Source organism: Pokkaliibacter sp. MBI-7, assembly GCF_029846635.1.
Taxonomy (GTDB): Bacteria; Pseudomonadota; Gammaproteobacteria; order Pseudomonadales; family Balneatricaceae; genus Pokkaliibacter.
The window spans coordinates 1136488-1154738 of the sequence record NZ_JARVTG010000001.1; the positions used below are offsets into that span (position 1 = coordinate 1136488).

Here is an 18251-nt window from a genome sequence, read left to right on the forward strand (position 1 = left end):
CAGGAAGGTTAATCATCATCCACCGGGGATGATGAAATTTAAAAATGTATTACCAGACAAAAGCGGATGGGAGTGATATCCCATCCGCCACACAATCGACATTTCTTCAATCAGGAAGTGCGCGGAAAGTATAGATATCAAAACGGCCAGACTTTCCTTCCAGCACCATTGACGGCACTGGCCCCTCAATCGCAGGCGCTTTCCGCGCCCTTTTCACCACTATCCGACAAGGGTTGGCTGCCACTGCAGCTGCCAGCAAATCTGCGCTGTCTTCATCCGCGCCTACCAAGGTGCGAAATGCCTTCATATCCTTCTTGACCTCTGCCGACTTGTCGCTATGGGGAAACATCGGGTCAAGATAAATAACATCAGCATTCAACGCCTGAGGTTGAGCCGCCAGGCTGGTCAGATAATCCTTCCCATCCTGCTGAAACAGCTCCATACGCTCGATGATCGGCCCCACCTCGGGGTCTTCCACTGCACGTTTCATTCCATCTGCAAGCAAAGCGGCTACCCATGGGTTACGTTCACACATCTGAACCTTACAGCCCAGAGAAGCCAGGACAAAACTGTCTCGACCCAACCCTGCCGTGGCATCCAGAACGGTAGGTCGGCGCTTCCCTTTGATACCAATGGCCTTGGCTACACTCTGCCCCGTCCCGCCACCAAAAAGCCGCCGGTGTGCCTGCGCCCCCTGAAGGAAATCCACACGCACAGGGCCTGGTGCTTTTTGCCCGGTTTGTTGAATAGCTAACCCTTCCGGATGTACCCACAGGACCTGCTCATATTCAGAGACGTCTCGTGGTGACATGACATGCAGGCAGACACAACACAATTGATCGGCTAACTGTAGAGCAATGCTGATTTCAGCGTCTGAAAAGGGAAGAATAGCGAACATAGTATTAGGGACTGGCAGGCAAACATCAGGCATAGGTATCAATACCTACCAACTCAACGCTATTAGCTTCGTCGAGCTGCTTGTAACTTGAAGTGGTCAAATAGGAAGACAGGGCTTTGAACTGGCGCAGACCTATCTCGGAGGCCATCGCCCATAACTTGCCCAAAGCCTGCCGCTGGCTACTGTCGCTGGCAACCCGATGTGTGATATTACCCGAGGAAGTTGAACCTGAGCCCGTTACAGAACCTTCCTGACGGTCAGCTCTGCGCTTACTCCCTACGCGCCAGTCGTAGCCTGAATATCCCTGAACCCGCATCAGCACTTCCTATTTCAAAGTGCTACAAGTTTAACTGTTCAGTCGCCGCACTCAAGTAGGTATTAGGATGTTTTGCCGCATTTTTTAACGAAAAAAGCGGCTTTCCCCAGATTACATCAGGCAGTAACCAATACCAGCAACAACACCGTTCCAAGTAACAGGCGATAACAGGTAAGAGGCCAGAAGCTGAACTGCTTTAACAACGTCAGCAACAGATGGAAGGCCAGCAATGCAGCGATGAAGCTACTACCAAACAGTAACAGTGTTTCTGTCCAGTAGATGGGTACAGCCTCTCCCAGCATCGCCTGAGAGGCAGCAGCAACCATCGCGAGATGTATCGGCAGCGACAGCAGAATTGCCAGTCTGGCAGCAGCTACGCGCTCATAACCTATTACCAGCAGCGCGGTTATAACGACACCGGTAAAAGAGGCTCCCGGCAGGAGTCCCAGAACCTGTGCAGCCATCAGGAGCAGCAACTCTGCCCAGCTTAGCGAAATAGCCAGACGACAATAGTGACGCGAAGAGTCAGCCCACTGCAGTAGCATGGCAAAGATCAGGGTCGCAGTCACAATCAGCAACGGATGACCAATCGACATCAACCATTCACGCAGCTGCCAGTAACCCAGCAGAGCAGGTATAGCCGACAGCAATAATCCCCAGCTCAGCCAGCCTTGCGGGCTATGCTGCCCTTTCACGGACTGCCACCAACCGCTGGTCAGATGCAGGAAGTCTCGCCAGCCATAGCATAGTATGGCCAGTACTATGCCACTCTGGATAGCTATATCAGTCACCAGCGATGGCAAAGGCCATCCCAGCAACTGCAGTGGCAACATGCCATGAGAGCTGGAGGCGACAGGCAGGATGGCTGTGGCCCCCTGCACCAGGGCCACCAGCAATTGCTGCCAGAGACTCATCAACATGACAGCACAATCACCTTTGCAGAAGGGGGCACAGAACTCACGGACATGGCTTATCCTGCGGCCTTATGAGTAACCTGATCCCGGATATAGACCGGCAACGCCTCTTCCGCCCTGATAACAACACCCGCCGCCAGCAACGGCATTGCCAGCCGGGCTATGTCCTGCGCATGAGGAAATACCTCAACATGATGGGAATGTGTTTGAGCAGCTCCCGAGAAGCGTAATGCATAGCGCCAGCCACTTCCCCATCCCAACCATTCACCGGACGGAGACACGACTTTCTCAGGTGGCAAGACCTGCTCGTCGCCCTGTAAAACGGCCAGCCCTTGCTCTATGCGATACGCCGACCAGTAGACTTCATCCATGCGGGCATCCAGACTGGCCAGAATGGCCTGCTGGCCCGTTTCCCGCCACGCACCCTGCGCCATCGCAGCCAGAGTGGAAACAGGGTACAGCGGACGATCCACCGCATAAGCAAGACCCTGCGCGACTCCGGCAGCAATGCGGATCCCCGTAAACGCCCCCGGGCCGCGACCGTATGCCAGCGCATCCAGCTGCACCAGCGATACCCCCGCCTGCGCCAGCAGAGCCTCAATCATCGGTAACAGGCGCTGCGCATGAAGACGTGGGATGACCTGGAAGTCCTCGATGACCTGCTCCCCAGTCAACAGTGCGACAGAGCAGGCCTCAGTGGTTGCATCCAGGGCAAGAATATATGACATGACTTCACTCTCAATTCCGGAAGCCGCATTTTAACGCATCGACTCCCGAAACCAACCACGAGCTCAGGTCAAAATATTCACCTGCTGGTAGCTTCCTTCAATCTTCAGCTGAAAACTCATACTGCTGTACTGGCTCTCTGCCATCGAGCGCCGATGCTGCAACTGCTCGGCTGCAGAAGGGTCACCTTGCTGATAGTCCTTCTCTTCGCGGGCTTTTTCGCGTCGTTCACGCATCGCATCCAGCATTTCCTTGATCAGTTTGGTAAAGCGACTGACCGGATCATTGCTATCCTCATCCGTCTTTTTCGGTTGATGCAACTTGTTCAGCGAAGCCATTGCCTGGTTGTACAGCTCAGCCATGGACTTGAGCCAGGAATGAACCTCAGGGCTGAAATTCCCCTGATTGGCTGGCGTCGTCTGGTCAACAGAAGCCAGCTCTTCATCCTGCTGCTGCGCCTGCTGAATGGCCAGATCGACCTGAAACAATCCACCTACTTCACCATTCTCCTTGAGGTAGAGACCACTGCGACTGAGCTGCCCCAGTGGATTGTTGTCTTTGTCACGAAGAGCAAAAGGCGTATCGACACTCCCCAGATACATGGCACCAATGCCCGCCTTCTTGAGACTGAGCAGCTGATCCTTGCCGGAGCTGTCCTTCTGCCAGACGAGTAACTGGTCGAAGATCGGATCAGACTCATCAATCCAGCCATTATGATCGGCATCGTACCTGGCAAGATCGGCAAAACCATTCCCGGAACGGCTACCAAACAGCTCTGTGCCATCATTTATCCGACCATCACCATTACGATCCAGCGCCAGAAAGCCAACGCCAGCGTTGGGTAAGGCCAGCTGATCACGCTGACCATCGGCATCCAGATCGAACTTGAAACGCATTTCACTGAGTGATGGGGGGACGCCATTGAGGCTGATCATCAGCGGGTCTGTCAGCTGAAACGTTCCCTGCTGCACTCTGGCACCTTCATAGGTGAAACTGCGGCTCATCTCCAGCTGCAGATTAAAGGAAATGGAAGCACCGGCTGCCGTGGTAACAGAACCTGCGGCCGCAAAGGACATAGACTCTTCCTGATGCAGGTAGGTGTATTCCTTGACTGCTGCAACCGCACCTGATTGCGCCGTGTCAGCAGACGGCGTCGCGGTGACCTTACTGGCTTCACTGCTGTTCCAGGTCGATGCCTTGACAACCTTGGTCTGCATTGACTGGCCAAACACACCACTGATCAGCTCGGTGGCAAACGCCTCCTGCTCATCAGCACTGGGGTCTTCCGCATCATTCTCCAGGGCGTTAGGGGAAAGCTGTACCTGAGTGGCGGTGGACATGGCCGCCGTATTCGAACCATTGGTCTGATTTGCCTCTTCTGACACCACCGAAGCAGAGAGCGCGCTGCTGGCGCGCAACAGTGTCTGCTGTTCGTTGGCATCGTGAATGGCGCCCATACCAACAAGTGACTGCTGTATTTGCATGGCTACCTCCGGGATCAACATTTAGGAGAGATCACCAGAGACCTATCGGCACAGAATGGCCAAACTTTTTCACAATTCAGACGAAATTTTTACAGAATGCATACACACAAAATGAACAAAACTTGTACACACCCAAGCTCACCCGCTGATGTGTAACACCTCCTGTCTGTCTCGTAACGTAAGATAGCCTTATAAAGCACAAAAGGAGCCGAAGCTCCTTTTGTCATAGTCTTGCTGTTACCGTCATAGCGGTAAAAGTGCGGGTATCAGCCCAGTGCTGCAAATACCTTGTCACGGATATCATCAACACTGCCAACACCGGCAATATAGTTGTACTTGGGAGCAGTAGCAGGATCACTCTCCGCCAGCGCCTTGTAGAAGTCCACCAGTGGAGCGGTCTGGGTGTGGTACACCTGCAAACGCTTGCGTACGGTTTCTTCCTTGTCATCTTCACGCTGGATCAGTTCATCACCCGTCAGATCATCTTTACCCTCAGCCTTGGGAGGATTGTAGAGGGTGTGATAAACACGGCCAGAGGCTTCGTGAATGCGGCGACCGCTCATGCGTTTAACGATCTCTTCGTCATCCACGTCGATCTGGACAATATGATCCAGTTTCACACCGGCTTCTTTCAGTGCTTCCGCCTGAGGGATTGTGCGGGGGAAACCATCAAACAGGAACCCCTTGGCACAATCAGCCTGAGCAATACGCTCTTTGACCAGTGCGATGATCAGATCATCAGAAACCAAGCCGCCGCTGGCCATCACTTCCTTGGCCTGCAGCCCCAGGGGAGTACCGGCTTTGACTGCAGCGCGCAGCATGTCACCAGTGGAGATCTGGGGGATATCATAACGCTCAGTAATGTAACGAGCCTGAGTGCCCTTGCCAGCACCGGGTGCTCCCAAAAGAATGATACGCATGTAGCATCTCTCCAAGTTGTTTTGTAATCCGTACAACCCACTGCACGTCACCATGCAACCAGGCGAGTCCCGGTCAATGTGTGTACAACACATCGTTCGCGGACGTGAATGGGCCAGACCTTAACGGGTCAGACCCATTTGTGCAATACGACAAAGGGCTTTAGCACTGAAACCACAACAAGCACTGTAAAAATGGCTAAATTGTGGTCGTTTTTCGTCGAAAAGGCCTGTCTTTTCAACTAGCTAGCAGCCGGAAGCAACACCGGGCAGGCATTCACAGGCAACGCCAATCAACCCGTATTGCGCATGCCTGCAGCGATCCCCGTCATGGTAACCATCAGCGCCTGGTCGATCTGATTGGGCACCCCTTTTTCACCATACAGACGTACCCGACGCATCAGCTCCGCCTGCAATAAATGCAATGGGTCGATATAGGGGTTGCGCACACCGATAGAATGCTTGATCACCGGGTTCTGAACCAATAACTCATCACGGCCACGGATGCGTTTGTACAGAGCAATCATGTCGCGCAGTCGGGTGCGCAGCTCCGCTCCCAGAGGCTGCAGGTCTGCACCGACCAAGCGCTGATCGTACCAGGCCGCCGTATTGGTATCGGTTTTGGCCATGACCATCTCCAGCATGTCCAGATAGGCAGAGAAGAAACGCCATTCCGTTGCCATATCACGCAGCTCATCCAGACGCTGCTGCGCTTCAATCCGTGCCAGGGCCTGATCACTTCCCAACCAGGTCGGCAACATCAGGCGCATCTGCGTCCAGGCAAAGATCCACGGAATCGCTCGTAAACTTTCCACACCACCATCGACTTTACGCTTCGCCGGACGGCTGCCCAATGGCAGCTTGGCCAGCTCCTGCTCGGGCGTGGCTGCACGGAAATAAGGCACAAACTGTGGGTTATCCCGCACCATGGTGCGGTACTCACGGCAGGACACCGCCGTCATATCATCCATGAGCTTGCGCCATGCCATTTTGGGCGCTGGGGCTGGCGTCAGGGTGGCCTCCAGTACTGCACCGGTGTACAGCTCAAGGTTGCGCACAGCGATTTCAGGAATGCCGAACTTGAAGCGAATCATCTCCCCCTGCTCGGTCACCCGAATACTGCCGTTAACCGACCCGGGCGGCTGTGACAGGATGGCTGTATGGCTGGGGCCACCGCCCCGGCCTACGGTACCGCCACGACCATGGAACAGTGTCAGATGAACACCACGCTCACTGCACAGTGCGGTCAGCGCTTCCTGCGCCTTGAACTGCCCCCAGGTCGCCGCCAGATGGCCAGCATCCTTGGCGGAGTCCGAGTAGCCGATCATCACCATCTGCTGCCCCTGGGTATAAGCCTTATACCAGGGCATATCGAGCAGCTGCTGCATGCATGACTGGGCGTTATCAAGGTCATCCAGCGTTTCAAACAGCGGCGCCACTGGAATGTTCCAGCCCATGCCCGCCTCTTTCAGCAACAGAATGACCGCCAGTACATCAGACGGCACACTGGCCATGGAGATAACATAAGCGGACAGCGCCGATGCGGGAGTCTGCGCAGCTGTACGACAGGTTGCCAGAACCTCCTGCACCTCCTCGGAGGGGGTCCAGTCACGGGGGAAGAGCGGACGTCGATCTTTCAGCTCGCGCAGCAGAAAGGCCTGCTTCTGCGGCTCTGACCATTCCGCATAGTTACCCCAGCCGTAGTAAGCCACCAGCTCCTCGAACACCTGTGCATGGCGCTCCGAGTTCTGGCGGATATCCAGACGCAGAAGATGAATACCGAAGACATAGGCCCGATGAATGATGTCGCGCAGCATGCCCTCGGCAATGATCTCCATACCGCATTCGCGCAGGCTGCGGTCACACTCCAGCAACGGCTGCAGCAGCTCATCGTTGTGTTTGAGGATGTCACTGTCATCTGCCGGACGACCGGCAAGTTCATCCCGTGCCCAGCGCTGCGTCGCTTCTATGCGACGGCTGAGTTGCCGCAGATAGGCACGATACGGCTCCTGCTCATCGTCCCCGACGGCTTGTCGCAGCGTTGCATTACAATCCCCCATGGACAACTCTGCCCGCAGGTCAGAGATATCCTTACTGAACAGGTCTGCTGCCTGCCAGCGTGCCAGTAGCAGCACTTCACGAGTTACCGCCGAGGTGACAAAGGGATTACCGTCTCTGTCGCCGCCCATCCAGGAAGCAAAACGGATAGGCGCTGCTGACAATGGCAGACGATGACCGGTCGCAATTTCCACCGATTCATCCAGCTGACGCAGAAAGCGCGGCATGGCCTTCCACAGTGAGTTCTCAATGATGGCAAAACCCCACTTGGCTTCATCCACGGGGGTTGGACGGCGGGTACGAATTTCATTGGTGTGCCAGGCCTGACTGATCAGTTCCTTAAGCCGGTCGACCAGCCGCTGACCATCCGCGGTATCATCACCCACGTTATCCAGCGCCCGCAGGCATTCTGCGATGCCGTCGTATTTCTGAATCAGGGTACGGCGTACCGCCTCAGTGGGATGTGCAGTCAGTACCAGCTCAATATCCAGACCCAGAATCTGTTTGACGATATCGTCTTTGCTGATGCCATGGTTATGCAACCTGACCAGCTGTTGGGGCAATGTGTCATCGTCCATCAGCTGGTTGCTATCATGCTTACGCCGCCGGACCCGATGAACTTCTTCAGCGATATTGGCCAGGTTCAAAAACTGATTGAACGAGCGGGTAACGGGCAGAATTTGCTCGTCACTGAGGGTGGTCAGCAGCTCTTCCAGACGGGCACGACTTTCGCTATCTCCCGCCCGTCCCTGTTTGGCCAGACGACGAATGGTTTCGATGGTATCAAGAATGGAGGTACCGAGGTGGTCCTCAATGGTCTTACCCAGGCTGTCGCCGAGCAGACGGACGTTATCCCGTAATGGTTGGTGCACATCGACCATAGACTATCTCCATGCGTTCATGCATTGGTGAAAATGAAAACCGGTGTTCGGCCTGATGTTTTCATCTTTCTCCACTTCACTAAAAAGTGGCGCTGCATTGCGTCAAGTCCACTGAAATGGACTCACGGTCTGTCCCTGCGTTGATGTGGCGTATGTGCGCTGGTTGTTCGGGCGTGTTCACTGATCGTCAGCACGCCCTGATCATTGTTGTTATGTTCTATTCCGAAGGGCTGCTACAGCCCTTCCTGCTTGGCCTGATCCCAGAGTTGATCCAACACCTCCAGTGAACTGCCCTGCATATTTATCTGTCCGGCTTCTGCCAGCTGCTCCACCCGGCGAAAGCGTCGCTCAAATTTATTGTTAGCGCGGCGTAATGCTTTGTCGGGATCAATTTTTAAATGACGTGCCAGATTGACGCAACTGAACAGGACATCACCCAGTTCATCCTCCATGGCGTCCTGATCGCCGAGTGCCCGCGCTTCATCAATCTCATCCAGCTCTTCCAGCAGCTTCTGCCTGACCGGCATCCACTCAAACCAGTCAAAGCCGACTGAGGCGGCACGCTTCTGCAGTTTATGTGCCCTGTTCAGCGCTGGTAATGCGTGGGGAACGTCATCCAGCACGGAAGAAGTATCGCCTTTTTCTGCTCGCTCTTCGGCTTTTATCTCTTCCCAGCGCTGTTTGATCTCAGCCTCTGGCAGCGGATCAGTTACCGCATCACTGGCCAGTGTGCCATCAGGAAAAACATGAGGATGACGGCGCAACAACTTGGCGACCAGATTATCGATGATATCGTCCAGATCGAACCGTTGCTCTTCTGATGCCAGCTGTGCATAGAAGATTACCTGAAACAGCAGATCGCCCAGCTCATCCTTTAGTTGCATAAAGTCCTGCCGCTCAATGGCATCAGCCACTTCATAAGCCTCTTCCAGTGTATGCGGCAAAATGCTGGCATAGGTTTGCTGACGATCCCACGGACAGCCGCCTTCGGGAGCACGCAGGCGCTGCATAAGCTGGCGCAGGTCATCAAGGTTATGGCGTGCAGATTGGGCAGAAGTGGTCATGACGTCACTCACTTAATACAGGTCCATCACTTAGAACAGGGAGGAACGCCACCTCCAGCGGAAGCAGCGTCAATCAGGCAGCGGAAGAGATATGCGCTACAGACTATTTCTTGGCCGTCTGCATGACTCCACGTTGACGATGCACATCGATCACATTAGGCAGCTGATTGATCTTGTCCATCAATCTTCCCAAATGCTCCAGACGGGCAATTTCCAGCGTCATGGCAATACGTGCGGTGCAGTAAACCTTATCGGTCTGAGTGTGGAAGGCGAGGATATTAACCTTTTCGTTAGACAGAATCGTGGTCAGATCACGCAGCAGCCCCGAACGATCAAAGGCTTCCACCACGATATCAACCGGATAGGTCTGTTCAGGCTCCTCGCCCCAGCTGACCTGCACGATACGCTGTGGCTCTTTATCCTGCAGCGACAGAATATTCTGGCAGTCCTGACGGTGAATCGACACGCCACGGTTCAGGGTAATGAAACCGATAATCGGATCACCCGGCAACGGCGTGCAGCATGACGCCATGTTAGTCAGCAGGTTACCCACGCCAAGAATGTAGACACCACTGTCATCACTCTGGTGCTTGTGCTTACGTTCGCGCACCACCAGCTGGTCAGGTGCCTGATTGCGCTCTGGCTCCAGCGTACGCTGCACTTCGTGGATGATCTGCGACAGGCGCAGGTCCCCGGCACCGAGTGCCGCAAACATATCCTCGGCAGTTTTGTAGCTGAGCTGCAGAGCAATCGGCTGATAGTCGAGGTGGCTGTCCAGCGCCAGACGCTTCAGCTCGCGCTCAACGATGTGGCGTCCTTCGTCGGCATTCTCTTCTTTCGCCTGCAACTTGAACCAGGCCTGCACCTTGGCACGGCCACGGGAAGTCTGCAGATAGCCGAAGTTCGGGTTGAGCCAGTCACGACTGGGGGTCCCCCCCTTCTGCCGCAGAATCTCGACCTGATCACCGGTTTTCAGCTTGTAGGTCAGCGGTACAATACGCCCACTGATCTTGGCACCACGGCAATTGTGACCGATCTCGGTATGCACCCGATAAGCAAAGTCCAGCGGCGTGGAACCTGAAGGCAGATCGACAACATGCCCTTCGGGGGTAAAAACGTAGATACGGTCCTGCGTAATAGAGTTGCGGAACTGCTCCACCAGTCCGGTGGCATCGCCCATTTCCTCCTGCCACTCTAGTACCTGTCGTAGCCAGGAGATCTTGTCCTCGTAACTGTTGGACTTGTTGTGTACATCGGTGCCCTTATAGCGCCAATGGGCACAGACCCCAAGCTCGGCTTCCTCATGCATGGTATGGGTGCGAATCTGCACTTCCAGCCCTTTGCCATCCGGGCCAATAACCGCAGTGTGCAGGGAGCGATAGCCGTTTTCTTTCGGAGCGGCGATATAGTCATCGAACTCGTTGGGAACATGGCGCCAGAGCGCATGAACGATACCCAGTGCGGCATAACAGTCACGCACTTCCGGTACCAGAATACGCACCGCACGAATGTCATAGACCTGACTGAAGGGAATATTCTTGCGCTGCATTTTGCGCCAGATGGAGTAGATATGCTTGGCCCGCCCCATCAGCTCCGCATCGATGCCCGCATCAGACAGCCGCTCTTTCAGCATGCTCAGGACACTGTGGATATATTGCTGACGGTCGAGTCGCTTCTCATCCAGCAACTGCGCAATGTGTTTGTAGGCATTGGGTTGCAGGTAGCGGAAGGAAAGATCTTCCAGCTCCCACTTGATATGGCCGATACCCAGGCGATGAGCCAGCGGCGCATAGATGTCGAACACCTCGCGTGCCACCAGATACCGTTTCTTGCGATTGGCATTCTTGACCACCCGGATAGCACAGGTGCGCTCCGCCAGTTTGATCAGTGCAACCCGCACATCATCAATGATCGACACCAGCATCTTGCGCACGTTGTCGAGCTGGCTTTCCTGCTGCCCGAGCACCTGCTCCTTGATCGGACGCATCAGGGCGGTGATGGCCGCCATCTGCATGACGCCGTCAATCAGACGGGCAACATCCTTACCAAAATCACTCTGCACCCGTTCCAGCGGTAACTTGCGCTGACGCACGGAGCGATACAACACAGCCGCCACCAGCGAATCACTGTCGAGCTTCAGTTCTGCCAGGATCAACGCCATTTCCAGACCGGTATGAAAACAGTTCATCGGGCTGTTGATCCATTCATCGTCCTCCACCGACTCGGGGCGGGGGGCAACACTTTCTACCAAACGACAGGCTTGTAGCAGACGCTCTGACTCGGTTACCGGGACGTGCTCGCCAATCTTGGCCAACCAATTGCCCAGATCGACACTGCCATCTTCCAGTAAATAGTGGTCCTCGCGTACTTTGACCATCTTACTGATACTCCCTGTCCAGCCTCATTAGGAGACTCGTTATAACTTCGGAAAACCCGACAAGCAGGCTATGCCGAGACAAAAGGGGCAATAACTATCCCCTGGCATACCTCACATCCAGGGGTGCGCTTCCACAAAGCAATGACTCTGACAACGCACCCACCAACACTGTATTTATTTTAAATGTGCATTTCTGACTCAGTATGTTGAGCCACTGCCACCCGCCATCCTCCCGATGTGAGTCATCAGCCCTCTGACAGGGCTGGGCAGTCTCTCATCCGCGGCCACTATAGCGTCTTGCCAATGCTGAGCCTGCTGCGGCTTTCTTGCCCTGCCCTCCCCGTTTATAGGGTTCAAACAGAGCAATCGCCTCCACATGGGAGGTTTGCGGGAACATGTCCATAGCGCCCGCCTTGATCAAACGGTATCCCAGCTGATCCAGTTCCGCCGCATCACGCGCCAGCGTCGCCGGATTACAGGAGATATAGACGATCTTGCTGGGCTTCAGACCAGCCACATGGCGTACCGCATGCAAAGCGCCTGCCCGCGGCGGATCAAGTATGACCTTGTCCACTGAACGGCCTGCCCATGACTGATGCGAAAAATCTGCCATAAGGTCCGCACAGTGAAACTGCACTGCAGACAGACCATTGCGCTGAGCATTGGCATTGCCACGCTCAACCATCGCCTTGGTCCCTTCCACCGCGATCACCTCTGCACCGGCACGTGCGGCGGCCAGACTGAAGTTGCCCAGACCGGCAAACAGATCCAGTACCCGCTCACCCGGCTTCACCGCCAGCAACGCCATCGCCTGCTCCACCATCAGACGGTTCAGGGCAGGATTGACCTGAATGAAATCTGCCGGTGTAAAGTCAAAGCGGCTGGCAAAGGCTGGCAGAGTATAATACAAGCCGCCCTGTTCTGGTGCGGGCCAATGGCACGATGGCTGGGTTTGTTCCCCTTCTTGCAACCAAAGTTGTAGCTGCTGCGCTTCACACCAGGCCGTCAGTTCGCTCAACCAGGCAGCATCTGCCTTTGCCGTCAGCCGTAGCATCAGTGCCCGGTGTTCGTCACCCGCCACCAGCTCAATGTGCCCCAGTCGCTCCTTGTGCGGATATTGCAGCATCAGCGCCTTGAGTGCCGGCAACAGCTCACTCAGCCGGGGATCAAGTACCTGGCAGTGACCGACTTCCACCACCTCATGATCCTTGCGTGCACGAAAACCCAGGCGCAGAACCTTACTCTGTTTGTCCCACAGCATCGCCAGATGCGTACGGGTGCGATACCGCCATTCACCTGCGGTCAGGGTAGGTAACCACTCCTGCGGCTTGAGCCCCGCCAGCTTGCTCAACTGCTCAACAACCGCCTGCTGCTTTATTTCCAGCTGCAAGCCGTACTGCATGTGCTGTATCGAGCAGCCACCACAGCGGCCATAGTATTCACAGGGGGGCTGGCGGCGCAGCTCAACCGGCTGCAACACCTTCTCGGTCACCGCCTCGGCAAAGCGGCTGTGCTCAGCCGACAGACGCACCTGCACCTGTTCCCCTGCCAGAGCCCCCTCAACAAAGACAGGCTTGTCCTGATAGTGGCTAAGGCCGCGGCCTTCCGGGGTCATCCGCTCAATATCCAGCACAATGGCAGCCCGGGTACTGAGCGGCGCAGGTTTGGTAAATGGAGTTCTTTTCTTATGTAGTTTGGCCATATTCACGGTCGTTGATTCTATTGTCTGAGCGGGCACTATTGACCCGCTCATCAGAGCGGGGTCAATACCGGCCAAAAACAAAACGGGGAGAGAACTGCCTGGGCCTTCCTCTCCCCGTTCGTGCAATGCGTACTGATATTAAGACTGAGAGTTGAACACACCGGTGGAAAGATAGCGATCACCCCGGTCACAGATGATGCAGACAATCACTGCATGCTCCAGCTGCTGGCTGAGTCGCAATGCTCCGGCCACGGCGCCACCCGACGATACGCCGCAGAAAATCCCTTCCTCGCGAGCCAGACGCCGCATGGTCTGTTCTGCCTCGGCCTGGGTCACATCGACAATCTGATCCACACGCTGAGGCTCAAATATTTTCGGCAGATAGGCCTCCGGCCAGCGACGAATACCGGGGATGCTGGAGCCTTCCTGAGGTTGCAGGCCAACAATCTGGATGGCCGCATTCTGCTCCTTGAGAAAACGGGACGTGCCCATGATCGTTCCGGTGGTCCCCATTGAGCTGACAAAGTGCGTAATACGCCCTTCTGTCTGCTGCCAGATCTCAGGGCCGGTGCCCTTGTAGTGAGCCAGTGGATTATCAAAATTGGCGAACTGATCCAGCACGATCCCCTGCCCCTGCTGCTGCATCTGCGAGGCCAGGTCGCGGGCATACTCCATGCCCTGTTCTCTGCTGACAGAAATAATTTCTGCACCGTAGGCAGTCATGGCGTCACGACGCTCCTGACTCATGTTGTCAGGCATGATCAATACCATGCGGTAGCCCTTGATCGCCGCAGCCATGGCCAGAGCAATGCCGGTATTTCCCGACGTGGCTTCGATCAGGGTATCACCCGGCTTGATCATACCGCGCCGCTCGGCTTCCTGAATCATCGACAGCGCGGGACGGTCCTTTACTGAGCCCGCCGGATTGTTCCCCTCCAGCTTGCACAGAATGGTATTGGTGGTATTGCCAGGCAGGCGTTGCAGTCTGACCAGCGGAGTGTGGCCAACATAGTCTTCAATTGTTGGAAAGTGCATATCCAGTCCTAATACCCAACTCAACAGCGCAATGCAGGCATACTTGCCAGAGCAGCGGGATCAGTCCCGGCTCAATACCACAAATGCCAGCGCATAGTCTTTTTCATCACTGAGGCTGACATGCCAGCGACTGGCCCCGCACGCCTCAGCCAGCTCAAGAGCACGCCCGCTCAACTGCAGCTGCGGTGCCCCCAGTGCGTTATTCAACACCTGTATATGGGTCAGTGACAAACCCTGCGCCACACCGGTTCCCAGTGCTTTGGCACAGGCCTCTTTCGCTGCCCAGCGTTTGGCTAGCCAGGCATGAGGCTGACTGACCTGCTGATAGATGTGCCACTCCTGTTCGCCGAGAATCTTGCGGGCGAAGCGCTCACGCGTCCGCTCCATGACTTCGGCTATCCGGCCAATGGCCACCATATCTGTACCAATACCGCAGATCACCTTAACCCCGGGCCAGCAGCATCAGTTTTTTCATTTCCGCCACAGCTTCACGCAGGCCGGTAAATACCGCGCGAGCCACAATGCCATGACCAATATTGAGTTCATTGATCTCGGCAATAGCAGCAATCGGCTCAACGTTCTGATAATTCAGTCCGTGGCCTGCATTCACTACCAGCCCCAGAGAATGAGCATAGCGGGCCGCCTCAGCAATCCGCTCAAACTCAGCCTGTTGACTGGCACCATCCTCAGCATCAGCGTAAGCCCCGGTGTGCAGTTCTATCACTGGCGCACCACAGCGCACAGTGGCATCTATCTGGGCTTTGTCAGCATCGATAAACAGAGACACCTCAATACCCAGCGCGGCGAGGCGCTCACAGGCGGCTTTGACGCGCGCCTCCTGACCGACTACGTCGAGACCACCTTCGGTGGTCAGCTCTTCACGACGCTCAGGTACCAGACAGGCATGCTCGGGATGGATTTCGCAGGCGAAGTCCAGCATGTCATCGGTCACAGCCAGCTCAAGATTCATACGGGTCTGCAAGGTTTGCCTGAGCAACCTGACGTCACGCTCCTGAATATGGCGACGATCTTCACGCATATGCACGGTGATGCCATCAGCACCCGCCTCTTCTGCCAGCTGGGCTGCGTAGACCGGATCAGGGTAACGGGTACCTCGGGCCTGACGCAGGGTGGCAACGTGGTCAATATTCACTCCCAGAAGAATACGCTTGGGGTGCATCTACTTGGCTCCTTAGCTCGAAAAAACCGGAGGCGGAAGAAACAGGGAACGACTGTGCAACGGGCGATCCCCCAGCAGAGGCGCAAACGCCTCACGCAACAAAACCTTGGCAACCTTGCGAGTCAGAGAGGCGCTGTAATCATCCTGAGCCATCGCCAGCAAGGCGGCACCAGGATAACTGCGCTGACTTCCGCGGCCATCGGCAACAACAGGGCGCAAGCCGTGCTCGGGATGGTAAGCGTACCACGCCTCAGCCAGCACCGGTTCGCTAGAAGCGACACAGTAATCAAGCACGACAGCAAAACCCAGCTCGCTGAGCAGCTCTTTCTCAAAGCGACGTAATACCGGCTCAAGCTCACCTGGCTCAGACAGATGGGTCAATGCCCACTCATATACCGTGTACATCCTCGGATGAGGCTCACCTTCAGGCAGCAACCGCTGCAACAACTCATTCAGGTAGAGTCCACTGATCAGACAAGCACCGGCCAGCGGTGGCGCCATACCACACAGATCAATCTGCTGAAGGGTTTTCAAACTGGAACGGCCCGTAGCCGACAGCACCACCGGGTAAAAAGGTTGTAATGCTGCCTTCTGGCGTGACTTCGGCCGACGGGCGCCACGAGCCAGGATCGCGACCCGGCCCTGAGTGGAGGTGAAAAACTCGGCGAGAATGCTGGTCTCCCGATAGGGGCGACCATGCAGCAGATAAGCCGGCTCAGAAATCAGCGCTGACACGCTTAGCCATTGAAGTCGGTGTAACCCAGACTCTGCAGTGCACGCTCATCATCTGCCCAGCCCTGCTTGACCTTGACCCACAGATTCAGCATGACCTTGGCCTCGAACATTTTCTCCATGTCCAGACGCGCATCGCGACCAATGGTCTTGATACGGCTGCCGCCATCACCGATGACGATCTTTTTCTGGCCATCACGCTCAACCAGAATCAGCGCGTGAATGTGGATGGTGCCACTGACTTCATCCTGACGGAACTGCTCAATTTCCACGGTCACGCCGTAGGGCACTTCGTCCCCCAGCTGACGCATAAGTTTCTCACGTACCAGCTCGGCGGCTACAAAGCGTGAACTGCGATCAGTCACCTGATCTTCGGGAAAATGATGCATCCCCTCTGGCATACGCTCACCGACCAGCTGCTCGAGGCGGGCAACGTTATGCCCATTCTGAGCAGAAATCGGCACGATGTCGGCAAAACTCATCTTGCTGGACATCTCCTGCAGCATCGGCAGCAGTGCTTCCTTATTATCCAGACGATCGACCTTGTTGACCGCCAGAATCACCGGGCAGTCCAGATTCTGCAACTGCTCCAGCACCATCTGGTCTTCTTCAGTCCAGCGGGTACGATCAATGACGAAGATCACCACATCCACATCTTTGAGGGCAGCGCTGGCTGTCTTGTTCATGAAACGGTTCAGCGCACGCTCACCCGCTTTGTGTATTCCGGGCGTATCGACATAGATGATCTGTACTTCTTCTTCGGTCTTGATACCGAGAATCTGATGACGGGTAGTTTGCGGCTTACGCGAGGTGATACTGATCTTCTGCCCGAGAATGTGGTTCAGCAGGGTAGACTTACCGACATTGGGGCGCCCTACTATGGCAACGAAACCACAGCGTTCCGGACGATTTTCCACTTCACTCATGACAGATTACCTAATAACTCCAATGCCTCTGACGCCGCGGCCTGTTCAGCCAGACGACGACTGCTGCCGGTCCCCAGAGTGGGGTCGTCAAGCAGATCAATGGTGCAGCTCACAGTAAATACCTGAGCGTGAGCTTCACCTTCTATATGGGTGGTTTCATAACAGGGCAAGGCCGCCCCTTTAGCCTGCAGCAGCTCCTGCAGACGGGTCTTCGGATCCTTCTGAGTATCTTTCAGGTCCAGCTTCTGCAAGCGGCTGTGATACCAGGCCAGCACACGCTCCTTGACGGTATCCATGTTGCTGTCGATGAAGATCGCACCGATAAGCGCCTCCATGGCATCGGCCAGAATGGACTCGCGGCGGAATCCGCCACTTTTCAGCTCACCGATCCCCAGATGCAGGTAATCACCCAGTTCAAACTCGCGGGCGATTTCCGCCAGAGTGACCCCTTTGACCAGACGAGCGCGCAGACGGCTGAGCTGCCCTTCCTTGGCTTCCTGAAAGTTCTGGTAAAGCGCTTCGGCAATCACACAGTTAAGGATGGAGTCACCGAGGAACTCAAGACGTTCGTTATTACGGTTACCGCAACTGCGATGGGTTAAGGCCAACTCCGCCAGGGAGGGATCCTTGAACTGGTAACCCAGCTTGGAAAACAGGCGGTCTAATTGAATACTCAAGGCTTCACTGCTTCGTAATGATGACTAAAAGTTAAAACGACGGAGAGATTACTGACGAGGGGAATACGTCGTTCGTAATTGACGTCCACATACCAGATATTGCCATCGCGACTGTAGGCCAGCGCATCCTTTGGCAGGTCAATATCATTGATATCAAGACGCTTGCCGATGCTGGTCTGCAAACCGCGGCTACCCTCAGCCACAATGTCCGGGGTAGCTACTGCCTCAGTGATGATGGCATTGACGGTACGGTCATCCAGATACGCAGGACCAATCTTGACGGCCAGAATCACCAGCACGACCAGAAACAGTACATTGACCATGGTCATCATGGTGGCACCGCGTTGTCTGGAATACATCGCCA

At 55.4% G+C, this 18251-nt stretch carries 17 protein-coding genes; all 17 read right to left on the reverse strand.

All coding sequences use genetic code 11. The features are described from left to right. Window positions 1-106: 106 nt before the first annotated feature. The 17 genes from QCD60_RS05055 to QCD60_RS05135 all read right to left on the reverse strand — a co-directional run bounded on the left by QCD60_RS05055 (window position 107) and on the right by QCD60_RS05135 (window position 18246). Window positions 107-898, reverse strand: a complete 792-nt coding sequence (locus tag QCD60_RS05055; RefSeq protein ID WP_279783002.1) for a class I SAM-dependent methyltransferase — start codon at window positions 896-898, stop codon at window positions 107-109. 25 nt (window positions 899-923) lie between these two features. Continuing rightward, window positions 924-1214, reverse strand: coding sequence for a hypothetical protein (locus tag QCD60_RS05060; RefSeq protein WP_279783004.1), 291 nt, complete (start codon window positions 1212-1214; stop codon window positions 924-926). Between the two features lie 116 nt (window positions 1215-1330). After that, complete coding sequence (locus QCD60_RS05065) at window positions 1331-2134, reverse strand: undecaprenyl-diphosphate phosphatase (RefSeq protein WP_279783006.1); 804 nt, start codon at window positions 2132-2134, stop codon at window positions 1331-1333. A gap of 50 nt (window positions 2135-2184) precedes the next feature. Continuing rightward, entirely contained in the window at window positions 2185-2856 is a 672-nt protein-coding gene (gene tsaB, locus QCD60_RS05070) for a tRNA (adenosine(37)-N6)-threonylcarbamoyltransferase complex dimerization subunit type 1 TsaB (RefSeq protein WP_279783008.1), read from the reverse strand. A gap of 63 nt (window positions 2857-2919) precedes the next feature. Beyond that, a complete protein-coding gene (locus QCD60_RS05075; RefSeq protein ID WP_279783011.1) occupies window positions 2920-4338 on the reverse strand; it encodes a hypothetical protein in 1419 nt (472 codons plus the stop codon). A 266-nt stretch (window positions 4339-4604) separates the two neighbouring features. Then, window positions 4605-5258 (reverse strand): adenylate kinase, encoded by a 654-nt coding sequence (adk, locus tag QCD60_RS05080; RefSeq protein ID WP_279783013.1) that lies wholly within the window; start codon window positions 5256-5258, stop codon window positions 4605-4607. Between the two features lie 290 nt (window positions 5259-5548). Then, window positions 5549-8194 (reverse strand): phosphoenolpyruvate carboxylase, encoded by a 2646-nt coding sequence (gene ppc / locus QCD60_RS05085; RefSeq protein ID WP_279783015.1) that lies wholly within the window; start codon window positions 8192-8194, stop codon window positions 5549-5551. Window positions 8195-8427: 233 nt separating this feature from the next. Then, window positions 8428-9258 carry a nucleoside triphosphate pyrophosphohydrolase gene (gene mazG, locus QCD60_RS05090; RefSeq protein WP_279783017.1) on the reverse strand — a complete coding sequence of 277 codons (831 nt, stop codon included), beginning with the start codon at window positions 9256-9258 and terminating at the stop codon, window positions 8428-8430. A 103-nt stretch (window positions 9259-9361) separates the two neighbouring features. Further along, entirely contained in the window at window positions 9362-11635 is a 2274-nt protein-coding gene (relA, locus tag QCD60_RS05095; RefSeq protein ID WP_279783019.1) for a GTP diphosphokinase, read from the reverse strand. Between the two features lie 274 nt (window positions 11636-11909). Further along, on the reverse strand, window positions 11910-13337 hold the full coding sequence (gene rlmD, locus QCD60_RS05100) for a 23S rRNA (uracil(1939)-C(5))-methyltransferase RlmD (RefSeq protein ID WP_279783021.1): 1428 nt from the start codon (window positions 13335-13337) through the stop codon (window positions 11910-11912). Window positions 13338-13475: 138 nt separating this feature from the next. Continuing rightward, window positions 13476-14372, reverse strand: a complete 897-nt coding sequence (gene cysM, locus QCD60_RS05105) for a cysteine synthase CysM (RefSeq protein WP_110188992.1) — start codon at window positions 14370-14372, stop codon at window positions 13476-13478. 60 nt (window positions 14373-14432) lie between these two features. Continuing rightward, on the reverse strand, window positions 14433-14813 hold the full coding sequence (acpS, locus tag QCD60_RS05110; RefSeq protein WP_104151987.1) for a holo-ACP synthase: 381 nt from the start codon (window positions 14811-14813) through the stop codon (window positions 14433-14435). A 1-nt stretch (window position 14814) separates the two neighbouring features. After that, window positions 14815-15552 carry a pyridoxine 5'-phosphate synthase gene (gene pdxJ / locus QCD60_RS05115; protein WP_279783028.1) on the reverse strand — a complete coding sequence of 246 codons (738 nt, stop codon included), beginning with the start codon at window positions 15550-15552 and terminating at the stop codon, window positions 14815-14817. Between the two features lie 12 nt (window positions 15553-15564). Further along, window positions 15565-16287 carry a DNA repair protein RecO gene (recO, locus tag QCD60_RS05120; RefSeq protein WP_279783030.1) on the reverse strand — a complete coding sequence of 241 codons (723 nt, stop codon included), beginning with the start codon at window positions 16285-16287 and terminating at the stop codon, window positions 15565-15567. 2 nt (window positions 16288-16289) lie between these two features. Next, window positions 16290-17210 carry a GTPase Era gene (gene era / locus QCD60_RS05125; protein WP_104151990.1) on the reverse strand — a complete coding sequence of 307 codons (921 nt, stop codon included), beginning with the start codon at window positions 17208-17210 and terminating at the stop codon, window positions 16290-16292. Next, complete coding sequence (gene rnc, locus QCD60_RS05130) at window positions 17207-17887, reverse strand: ribonuclease III (RefSeq protein ID WP_110188995.1); 681 nt, start codon at window positions 17885-17887, stop codon at window positions 17207-17209. Before rnc ends, era begins: the two co-directional genes overlap by 4 nt. Further along, window positions 17884-18246, reverse strand: a complete 363-nt coding sequence (locus QCD60_RS05135) for a DUF4845 domain-containing protein (RefSeq protein WP_279783034.1) — start codon at window positions 18244-18246, stop codon at window positions 17884-17886. The genes rnc and QCD60_RS05135 overlap by 4 nt, the downstream gene beginning before the upstream one ends. Between the last annotated feature and the right edge of the window lie 5 nt (window positions 18247-18251).

What these genes read in the sequence shown, in the direction of transcription:
- QCD60_RS05060 (WP_279783004.1), bottom strand. Translation starts at nt 1,214, where the DNA reads ATGCGGGTTCAGGGATATTCAGGCTACGACTGGCGCGTAGGGAGTAAG.
- cysM (WP_110188992.1), bottom strand. Translation starts at nt 14,372, where the DNA reads ATGCACTTTCCAACAATTGAAGACTATGTTGGCCACACTCCGCTGGTC.
- rlmD (WP_279783021.1), bottom strand. Translation starts at nt 13,337, where the DNA reads ATGGCCAAACTACATAAGAAAAGAACTCCATTTACCAAACCTGCGCCG.
- QCD60_RS05065 (WP_279783006.1), bottom strand. Translation starts at nt 2,134, where the DNA reads ATGTTGATGAGTCTCTGGCAGCAATTGCTGGTGGCCCTGGTGCAGGGG.
- ppc (WP_279783015.1), bottom strand. Translation starts at nt 8,194, where the DNA reads ATGGTCGATGTGCACCAACCATTACGGGATAACGTCCGTCTGCTCGGC.
- QCD60_RS05075 (WP_279783011.1), bottom strand. Translation starts at nt 4,338, where the DNA reads ATGCAAATACAGCAGTCACTTGTTGGTATGGGCGCCATTCACGATGCC.
- relA (WP_279783019.1), bottom strand. Translation starts at nt 11,635, where the DNA reads ATGGTCAAAGTACGCGAGGACCACTATTTACTGGAAGATGGCAGTGTC.
- pdxJ (WP_279783028.1), bottom strand. Translation starts at nt 15,552, where the DNA reads ATGCACCCCAAGCGTATTCTTCTGGGAGTGAATATTGACCACGTTGCC.
- tsaB (WP_279783008.1), bottom strand. Translation starts at nt 2,856, where the DNA reads ATGTCATATATTCTTGCCCTGGATGCAACCACTGAGGCCTGCTCTGTC.
- mazG (WP_279783017.1), bottom strand. Translation starts at nt 9,258, where the DNA reads ATGACCACTTCTGCCCAATCTGCACGCCATAACCTTGATGACCTGCGC.
- QCD60_RS05135 (WP_279783034.1), bottom strand. Translation starts at nt 18,246, where the DNA reads ATGTATTCCAGACAACGCGGTGCCACCATGATGACCATGGTCAATGTA.
- era (WP_104151990.1), bottom strand. Translation starts at nt 17,210, where the DNA reads ATGAGTGAAGTGGAAAATCGTCCGGAACGCTGTGGTTTCGTTGCCATA.
- adk (WP_279783013.1), bottom strand. Translation starts at nt 5,258, where the DNA reads ATGCGTATCATTCTTTTGGGAGCACCCGGTGCTGGCAAGGGCACTCAG.
- QCD60_RS05055 (WP_279783002.1), bottom strand. Translation starts at nt 898, where the DNA reads ATGTTCGCTATTCTTCCCTTTTCAGACGCTGAAATCAGCATTGCTCTA.